Below are 8,233 nucleotides of genomic sequence, written 5' to 3' on the forward strand. Positions count from 1 at the left end.
TTCCTCATTCCTCTCTTTTTCACCGTATCGCCGAAGTTCTTTCGTTTTTGCACTTTCGACAATATCTTGTGTAAAATTTTATCACTTTATAGTGTTGAACGCAAGAGTTTTTCCTTTTGTTCCTGCTTTTGTCTTTCACGCTCCTGTCTGGAAAAAACACAGCCGCAGTAATCCTGTCTGTAAAGATGATATTCTCCGGATAATTCTGTAGAACGTTTATATCCGTTTTTTTTCTTAAAATCCGAAGGCAGATGCTTTACATGATAAATCTTTTCCAACTCTTCCCCGATTTCATTTAGTTTTCCCGCATTCTTTAAGGGACTGATGGTCAGCGTAGTGGCAAAGTAGTCATATCCTCCCTCTGCAGCCATGCGGGCCGTCTCTTCCAACCGCATGCGGTAACAGTGAAAGCACCGTTCTCCGCCTTCCGGAGCCTGTTCCAGTCCCTTTGCCATTTCAAAAAACTCCTCCGGGCAATACCTGCCTTCCACAAAAACCGGCTTATGCACCAAAGGCATTTCCTCTATCAGCCGTTTCAGCTCCTCTGTTCGCTTTTCGTACTCCTCCCGGGGAAAAATATTGGGGTTATAGAAAAAGTCTGTAATTTCAAAATACCGGGACAGATATTCCAACACATAACTGCTGCAGGGCGCACAACAACTGTGCAAAAAAAGCCTGGGAATCTTTCCCTGTTTTTGATTTTCTTCTATGATTTTTTCCAGTTCTTTTTGATAATTTCTGTTCATCCTGTTTCCCTTCTCTGCTTTTATACAAAAGTATACGAAAAAAAACTTTCTTCATCAAGGAATTATTTTGAAATTTCGAGAGAATCTCTCATGAGCATCTTAGAATTCTTAGACTTGTTTCGCTTTTTCTATGTCCGGGACTGTTTTCTCTCACAGCCCCGGGCCTGTATTCCATTTCTGCACCAAAATTATTCTGTCGTATACTCTGCGGAAAGAATCACTTCCCCATTCATATCAATATACTCCACTACAACCACCGGATTTTCTACCTCTACCGCCAATTTCAAAGAACTTGCTACGTTTTTAAAAGTATCCGCCTGTCCATCCATAGCAGACTGCAGCTGTTCGGTCAACGCATCTGTCTTAACAATACCATCCATGGTATACCGGTAAATCAGCTTGTTGTCTTCTCCCAGCACTTCCATACTCATACCGCTGTCTCCAAGAGAAGAAAGCTGTGCATCTAACTGTTCCTGTACAAGGTCAGATTCCACATAAGACTTAATATCCGGGAACTTCTCGGTTATGGGTTCGGCATCTTCCAATTTCACCGGTTCTGATTCCTCTTTTTCCACTTCCTTTTCTTCCTGTTCCTGCTGCGTTTCTTTTTCACTGGAAACCTCTGCACTGTCTTTTCCTGCATCCTTCTCACCGCATGCGGAAACAGTCAGCGCCATAGCCAGTAAAGTGGAACATAACAACACTTTTAAAGACTTTTTCTTCATAAAAACAGCCCTCCTTGGTTTGATAGATTCATTTTATCCGAGCAGGCGGAAAATGTCAATATAAATAAAAATTTTAATATTCTGTGCTGTTTTTAGTCAATTTCAACAAACGTTTGTCTTCTCAAAAACATCACTATTTTTCCTTTTCCTTTGTCAACTGTCCATTTTCAATAACCATAATCTTATCTTGAAATTCTATTGTCCATTTGCAAGGGTTCTCCTCTGTCCCTATTTTTTCTTCCCAGCTAATCGTTTGACCTTTCGGACTCATTGTTTTTCTCAGCCTTAATATTTTTAAATGAGACGAAGAGCCGTTTATTTCCATAGAGTATCCCGGCTTTGTTTCTATAGCACAATATGCAACATTTCCTCTCACTCCATAATCTACCGTAACTTCTTCGGAATTCGCAGAACTATACCATTGTGTAAACAAAACCATCACGCAAACGGCCAAAGCCAGAACAATTCCTGTAAGTACCCCAAACATTTTTCTCTTATTTTTTTTCTTTATCTTCTTTATAACTTGAAGTTCCTGTATTTCTTCCTCACTTATGGATATATCTTCACCAATTTCACCTGTCATTTCCTGATAGTATTTTTGACATCCTCTACAGTTTTTTAAATGCTTTTCTATTTCCCGATTGCTTTCCTCACTGGTCAATCCGTCAATATACAGAGGCAATAAGTCGCGAATCATTTCACATTTCATGGCGGTTCTCCTTTCTGATTTTCTGCTTTCCACGATAAAAAGTTACTCTTGCCCAATTTTCATCTTTTCCCATGATTTCTCCAATTTCTTTGAAAGTAAAATCTGCATTCAGCCGCAAATACATGACCTCCCGTACAGGCTCTTCCAGCAAATGAAGTTTTTTATATAATTCTATCACTTCCACTTTCTGTATGGCCGAATTCTCTGTAAGATTCCGATAATCTGCCTGTTCTGCATTCTCTGCCGCCGTTTCTCTTTTTTTCTTCTTTAACTCTTTATACCACAAATGCTTTGCAATGGAACACAACCACACATATAACCTACAGTCTCCATGAAAATTATCAATGGATTTCATAGCCTGAAAAAAAGTTTCCTGGGTTAGTTCTTCGCTTAAATGAACATCGTGACAAAGGCTAAACAAAAATTTATACACCTGCGGCATATATTTTTTGTAAATCTCTACCATCTCTTCCATATTCCACCTCCTCCTATATGTACTCTATAAATAATTTTCGTTACAGGAATTTCACTCTTTTTACATCAAATTGTCCGATTGCAAAATCTGCTATCCATTATGAGAAAAAGAAAACAGACAGCTATCGAAAAAACTGTCTGCTATAAACCAGGAATTGTAATGCCCATTATAATTTTTTCATCATCCAGTCTGCTGAAGCATAATGGCCACTTGCATATTTCATATTGTCGGGCAAGGAACCATACTTCTTAAAACCAAGTTTTTCATACAAAGCAATTGCACTTTTATTGTCAGAAATAACTTCAAGTTCGGCTTGTTCAAATCCCATCTTTGTTGCCACTTTAAGCATATGCTCCAACATAGTTCTTCCAATACCACATCCACAAAATTCCTGATATAAAGCAATTGCTACTTCGCACCTATGAGCATATCTCCTGTAACTTCCTATTGGATTTAAAGAACAATTACCAATATGTCTTCCATTTAATGTTGCAATTAACAGCAAAGATTTATCTGAATTCAGACAATTATTTATAAACGCTACTTCTTGTTCATGTGTAATAGCAACCTCATCCGGCTCTCGAATCAGATATGGTGTTTCTTCTGTAGTGACTTTTAAATATTTTATTAAATCCTCTGCATCATCTGCGATTGCACTTCGTATCACTATAGTTCTATTTAATTTATCCTTGACTTCAATAGGTTCAAATTTCAATTTCAATCTCCTCCTTTGTTAACATACAACTTTTATATAGAATCTCATAATTACACCTTGAAATACCGTGGTGCTGTTGGTTATGTCCTGTTCCTCGACCTCACTTTTATGCCAGCCGGACAAAATTTATTCCTCAATTTCATTTTTCCATCTCTTATAATTATAAAAAGCCTGAATAAAAATTGATATAAAGAACACAACGCCAATTATTCCTGTAAACATATATGATTGAAATTCCTTATAAAACTCAATAATTATAATTACAGATACAGGAATAAAACAAAGTGTTCTAATAAATTTTCGTCTATAACTTAATTTCCAATAACAAATTTCTATTCCCTTGTCTACTTTTTCACTCATGTCATACCGTTTTGCAAGAAAGAAGCCAATGGTTTCCACAATTACCAGAATAGATATCGCCATCAAGAACATATAAAATCCTCCCTATCTCCCCCCTTGCAAGATAATTTTACCATTCTCTATATTTTTTACCAGTTAAATGTATGTAAAAGATTTTCGGCGCAAATAATGTTTCCACTACCTACGCCATTTCTCATCTTGTCTTGAAATATTTACCCTTTTACAACGCCTTTTCTTTGTAAGAATTTCTTCTCAATTATTTCTGCACAATATTTATATCCACTTGAAAACGTTGATTTTACGCTGTTTTTCGCTATCTATCTTCTGATTTACTCCATTTTTACTCCAATTTTAAGCCAATATTTTCAGTTCGGCTACTTCTTCTTTTTTCTTTTCTTCTGAAACGTGCGTGTATAAATCGGTTGTCATTGCCAGCGTGGAATGACCTAAGAGTTTCTGTACTACCTGTTGGTCTACTCCATTTTCATAACACCTTGTAGCGTATGTATGTCGCAGAGTGTGACAGGTAAACACTTCAAATATCTTCGGCTCTCTCTTTTCTTCCTTTGCCAGTTCAATCTCTATCACATTGATTTTCGCTACATAGTCTTTGATTGCACTATTGACGTTGTAATAATAAACTGGCGAACCATCAGAACAGGTAAATACCAAGTTTTGAAATTCTTTATGCTGTTTCCATATCGAGCGTTTCCACATCTTCTGTTCTGTCTGCTTTATCTTCTGATTTTGTAAAATCTCATACACTTCATCTGTCATAGGAATTACACGATTACTGGATATGGTTTTTGCAGTCGTATAGAAAAACTTTGAACCCTCAACAGGACTGGAAGCCTTTGAATAATGGATTGTCTTATTGATTATAATTTCTCTTTTTTCAAAGTCACAATCTTCCCATTTTAGTCCCAGCACTTCTCCAATCCGACAACCTGTTGTCACAGCAAATTTCAAAACATTGATGTGTATGTAGGAAGAAGCAAATGTAAAGAATTTTTCCTGTTCCTCTCTTGTTAATACACGTCTTTCTTTTTTCACTTCTTTTGGCATTTCCACACCGATACAAGGATTTTTTCTAATGTATTCACTCAATACCGCTTTATCAAACATATCACTCAACATAAATCTGATGTTCGACACCGTTCCATGTGCAAGACCGCTGTCTATCAAGTCATTTAAAAACTTCTGAACGTGATATGTTTTAATATCCTGCAAATACATCTTTCCGATAGAGTTCTTCACTCTTGAATTGTAGTAACTGTGGTTTTTATATATCGTAGTCATTTTAACTGTTTTCTTCTTATACAACTCCGTCCACGTTACATACCATGCGTTTAAAGTGATACTTTCGCCATTGCCATTCAAACCATGTTCATCTTCATAAACCGCTTCTCGCAACTTCCGTTTTAATTCATTCAGTTTAAAATCATAAAGCGTTTTTCGTTTCCCTGTTTTGCTTGTAAATCTTGCAATATAGCGTCCGTCTGCTCTCTGTGAAATTCCCTTACCGAGTTCTTTGCCCTTTAAATCTTTACCCATACCAACTTTCCTTTCTTCTACTGAAAGAAATATGGTAAAGTAAATATTTCAATTTTCATTATATCCACACCCCATTTTCTTTTCAAGCCCTTTTGCATTGATATTCCAGCCATTCATCAAGTAATTTCTTATTTGCATACAACCGATTACCAATGCGTACTGTAAATCTATTTTTCGGATTGTTCAACAGTTCTCTTGCCTTTGTTTTCCCAATCCCCATATACTCACAAAATTCATTTATATTTAGTAATGCTTTTTCGATACGATCACCCCCTTTCGTCTAATTTTCTTGCTTTTATATAATCATCATACAACTGCTTCTGTGTAATATTCATTTCTCCATTTTCTATGAGATTGCCAATATAATCTCTCTGCTCTATCTTCCCAACCTCTGCAAACAGTTTCAAAGACGGGGCAACATACTTTTCCAACCACTCCCACACCTTTTGTAAACTTTTCTTCTGTGGTTGCATGGTAAGTTTCACCTTGCCTATATCTTTCATCAGTTCCGCCCATGCTTGATAGGTTGGATAAAGTCTTTTTCGTGTTGTCATGCTGCCTGTCGGCTTTTCTAAAAATCGTATTTTACTGTTCAATACTTCCATTGCCAGTCCTGCCACATCTCTATATCTCAATAATTCCTGTACTACACTTACCGCCATTTCCTGCCGAAATCTCAACTCATATCTATTCCAATTTTCGTCTAATTCTGTTCCATACTTTTTATTCTGTTCATATCCCTTTTCATAAAATACCAATCTCAAATTACTGGCTGAACTGCCGAGATAAAGACTGCCACCTTTACTCTGAAACACTTCTTCTTTCAGTTCTCCCGAGTCGTGAAAATCTATCTCCCTTAGTTTTGTGGAAAGCAATCCCTCTTTTGTCCGTACAATCAAATCGGGAATACTCAAATACGGTTTTCTGTCGTCTATCGCCAAATCAATCCGAGGAACATTGATATGATACTGGCAAACTCTGTTCAAGAAATCAAACCATGTTTCCTCATTGAGTTGTAAAAAATTCTCATAGTTGCGACAGCCTTTCCCACTCATCAAAATCTGAAAGCCTTGATACTGTGCATTTCCTGTCGGCTTTAGCACCTTGATATTATCGAAGATTGCCACAACCTCATGTCCTGCAATCCCCTTTTCATAGCCCGTTACAGTCATAAGTTCCATAGGTATTTTCAACACATCTTCTATGACTGCTTCTAACGGAACTTCCTTAATGGTTATCTGACACCAATCTATCAAGGCACTTAATTCTTCTTTCTGCCGTATTACTCCCCTGTTAGTGTAGGGGAGTTCTGGAAGAAAACTTCCGCTTCTTTCTTCCAAATTTATCAAACCTCCTTACCTGCAATGGCGTTGCCATTGCCCTGCCCCCCAACCTGCCGTTTGGTACGTCAGAACGAGGGCAGGAACTTTGACCGCCTACATATTTTTATTTGGAACAGGGCGGATACCCTTACAGGTAATCTTCTCCACTAATACAGGAAAGTTTCCTCTCTGCACATAAGGAGCATATACTGGTTCTTCCAGTTCCACCACAGCATAAGGCTCAATCTTCGGAAGTTCCGTTGCTTCCAAGCGAATATCCACGCTGTTCCCAAGTTTCATGCTTCCAAGATGAAGTTTTAAGGCTTCCACTTCCTCTGTTTTCTTCTTACTGTCTTTATCATAGCGGTAACAGTTATCCGCACCCATAAAACGAAGTTCTCCAAACGCTTCTTTTACCTGTTCTTTTGTCAATGTAATCTGCATACACGTTCCTTTCTCCCCGTTGAACCGATAGGTCAGCTTCTCATATTTTCATTTTCATATTTACGACGTCGTTTTTAGTTCAGTTATTTCTGAACTTAATTGTATATTAGCACAGACATATTCGTTTTGCAATATAAAGTTTAGTTTTTTATAAACTTTTTGTTTTCTTTTTTCTGAACTTGTGGTATAGTGTCCTTAGACGATAAGATATGAAAAGTTATAACAGGATATGGAAAGAGAGGGTTTTCAGATGAATACAATCGCAGAACGGATTAAATTTGCCATGAAAGCAAAAAATAAAAAACAGGTAGATATAGTCAAAGATACAGGTATCAGCAAAGGGGCGTTCAGTTCCTATCTTTCGGGACAGTACAATCCGAAAGCCGATAAAATGGAACTGATTGCTGACTCCTTAGATGTAGACTTGCGGTGGCTTTACGGACAAAATGTGCCTATGGAACATACAAGCCAAAATGACAATGCCCTGCAATATGTCTTTTATAACAACTCCTGCTCCGAATATCTTCTCGATAATTTAGACGATATCTATATTGCCATGATGACGCAATATGCCGCCCTTATTCCACGCTTTTATGTCCTTGTCAATCGTGCTGGAAATGCAATGCACATACTGCCATTATTTTTGAAAGAGGATAGTTCCCAATTCTATGAATGTCCGTCTGATTTCTTCTATTCTGACAGGCATACCATTTTTACAAGAGATTTTGAAAGTATTCACATGGTATTAACAACAGCCACGATTTACTATTATGGAATTGATACAAAGACCTGTGAACCAAAAGTTACCAAACTTGCCTACTCACAAACTGACGATTGCTTTTATATCGACAACGGAATACAGGACGGTCACATAACAGCATTTGAAAAAGAAGTGGTAAAAGAAGCACTTTATTTAAAGAATAACGCCCAATAACAGACAAGAGGACTTGCAAGGTTTCTGACCTTTCAAGTCCTCTGCTGTATCATGGTGCAGTTGGCTGCGTCCGTTCCGTCAAGGACTGCCCTACGGCGTATCGGCTACGCCTTGTTCCTTGACCTCACTAGGTTTTCTCTTTTTCTTGACACAACAAAAGCCTGCACGATTTTTCTTCAATCCGACAGACTCTCATTCTTTCACATACTCTATCAATTCTTCTATTCCACAATCCAAGTAACTGCACAG

11 protein-coding genes are annotated in these 8,233 nt (G+C 37.6%); 1 reads left to right on the forward strand and 10 read right to left on the reverse strand.

Annotation, left to right across the window (positions count from 1 at the left end):
• Nucleotides 1–86: 86 nt before the first annotated feature.
• The 10 genes from G5A70_RS10160 to G5A70_RS10205 all read right to left on the reverse strand — a co-directional run bounded on the left by G5A70_RS10160 (nucleotide 87) and on the right by G5A70_RS10205 (nucleotide 7,050).
• Entirely contained in the window at nucleotides 87–746 is a 660-nt protein-coding gene (locus G5A70_RS10160; protein WP_173749533.1) for an epoxyqueuosine reductase QueH, read from the reverse strand.
• A 188-nt stretch (nucleotides 747–934) separates the two neighbouring features.
• Nucleotides 935–1,471, reverse strand: coding sequence for a DUF4854 domain-containing protein (locus G5A70_RS10165; protein ID WP_173749534.1), 537 nt, complete (start codon nucleotides 1,469–1,471; stop codon nucleotides 935–937).
• Nucleotides 1,472–1,604: 133 nt separating this feature from the next.
• Entirely contained in the window at nucleotides 1,605–2,180 is a 576-nt protein-coding gene (locus G5A70_RS10170) for a zf-HC2 domain-containing protein (RefSeq protein ID WP_173749535.1), read from the reverse strand.
• Entirely contained in the window at nucleotides 2,170–2,655 is a 486-nt protein-coding gene (locus G5A70_RS10175) for an RNA polymerase sigma factor (RefSeq protein ID WP_173749536.1), read from the reverse strand. The genes G5A70_RS10170 and G5A70_RS10175 overlap by 11 nt, the downstream gene beginning before the upstream one ends.
• A 166-nt stretch (nucleotides 2,656–2,821) precedes the next feature.
• On the reverse strand, nucleotides 2,822–3,370 hold the full coding sequence (locus G5A70_RS10180; protein ID WP_173749537.1) for a GNAT family N-acetyltransferase: 549 nt from the start codon (nucleotides 3,368–3,370) through the stop codon (nucleotides 2,822–2,824).
• Nucleotides 3,371–3,496: 126 nt separating this feature from the next.
• On the reverse strand, nucleotides 3,497–3,802 hold the full coding sequence (locus tag G5A70_RS10185) for a hypothetical protein (protein ID WP_173749538.1): 306 nt from the start codon (nucleotides 3,800–3,802) through the stop codon (nucleotides 3,497–3,499).
• Nucleotides 3,803–4,081: 279 nt separating this feature from the next.
• Nucleotides 4,082–5,284 carry a tyrosine-type recombinase/integrase gene (locus G5A70_RS10190; protein ID WP_173749539.1) on the reverse strand — a complete coding sequence of 401 codons (1,203 nt, stop codon included), beginning with the start codon at nucleotides 5,282–5,284 and terminating at the stop codon, nucleotides 4,082–4,084.
• An 82-nt stretch (nucleotides 5,285–5,366) separates the two neighbouring features.
• Nucleotides 5,367–5,546 (reverse strand): excisionase, encoded by a 180-nt coding sequence (locus G5A70_RS16130; RefSeq protein ID WP_081445676.1) that lies wholly within the window; start codon nucleotides 5,544–5,546, stop codon nucleotides 5,367–5,369.
• 4 nt (nucleotides 5,547–5,550) lie between these two features.
• Nucleotides 5,551–6,633: a replication initiation factor domain-containing protein gene (locus G5A70_RS10200; protein ID WP_173749540.1), complete on the reverse strand. Its 1,083-nt coding sequence runs from the start codon at nucleotides 6,631–6,633 to the stop codon at nucleotides 5,551–5,553.
• Nucleotides 6,634–6,720: 87 nt separating this feature from the next.
• On the reverse strand, nucleotides 6,721–7,050 hold the full coding sequence (locus G5A70_RS10205; protein ID WP_004613680.1) for a hypothetical protein: 330 nt from the start codon (nucleotides 7,048–7,050) through the stop codon (nucleotides 6,721–6,723).
• A gap of 250 nt (nucleotides 7,051–7,300) precedes the next feature.
• Here G5A70_RS10205 and G5A70_RS10210 point away from each other — a divergent pair, with 250 nt between their 5' ends.
• Nucleotides 7,301–7,984 (forward strand): helix-turn-helix domain-containing protein, encoded by a 684-nt coding sequence (locus tag G5A70_RS10210; RefSeq protein ID WP_173749541.1) that lies wholly within the window; start codon nucleotides 7,301–7,303, stop codon nucleotides 7,982–7,984.
• The last annotated feature ends 249 nt before the right edge of the window (nucleotides 7,985–8,233 follow it).

It is taken from the genome of Blautia hansenii, assembly GCF_013304445.1.
GTDB lineage: Bacteria > Bacillota > Clostridia > Lachnospirales > Lachnospiraceae > Blautia.

What these genes read in the sequence shown, in the direction of transcription:
- G5A70_RS10160 (WP_173749533.1), bottom strand. Translation starts at nt 746, where the DNA reads ATGAACAGAAATTATCAAAAAGAACTGGAAAAAATCATAGAAGAAAAT.
- G5A70_RS10205 (WP_004613680.1), bottom strand. Translation starts at nt 7,050, where the DNA reads ATGCAGATTACATTGACAAAAGAACAGGTAAAAGAAGCGTTTGGAGAA.
- G5A70_RS10170 (WP_173749535.1), bottom strand. Translation starts at nt 2,180, where the DNA reads ATGAAATGTGAAATGATTCGCGACTTATTGCCTCTGTATATTGACGGA.
- G5A70_RS10175 (WP_173749536.1), bottom strand. Translation starts at nt 2,655, where the DNA reads ATGGAAGAGATGGTAGAGATTTACAAAAAATATATGCCGCAGGTGTAT.
- G5A70_RS10190 (WP_173749539.1), bottom strand. Translation starts at nt 5,284, where the DNA reads ATGGGTAAAGATTTAAAGGGCAAAGAACTCGGTAAGGGAATTTCACAG.
- G5A70_RS10165 (WP_173749534.1), bottom strand. Translation starts at nt 1,471, where the DNA reads ATGAAGAAAAAGTCTTTAAAAGTGTTGTTATGTTCCACTTTACTGGCT.
- G5A70_RS10210 (WP_173749541.1), top strand. Translation starts at nt 7,301, where the DNA reads ATGAATACAATCGCAGAACGGATTAAATTTGCCATGAAAGCAAAAAAT.
- G5A70_RS10185 (WP_173749538.1), bottom strand. Translation starts at nt 3,802, where the DNA reads ATGTTCTTGATGGCGATATCTATTCTGGTAATTGTGGAAACCATTGGC.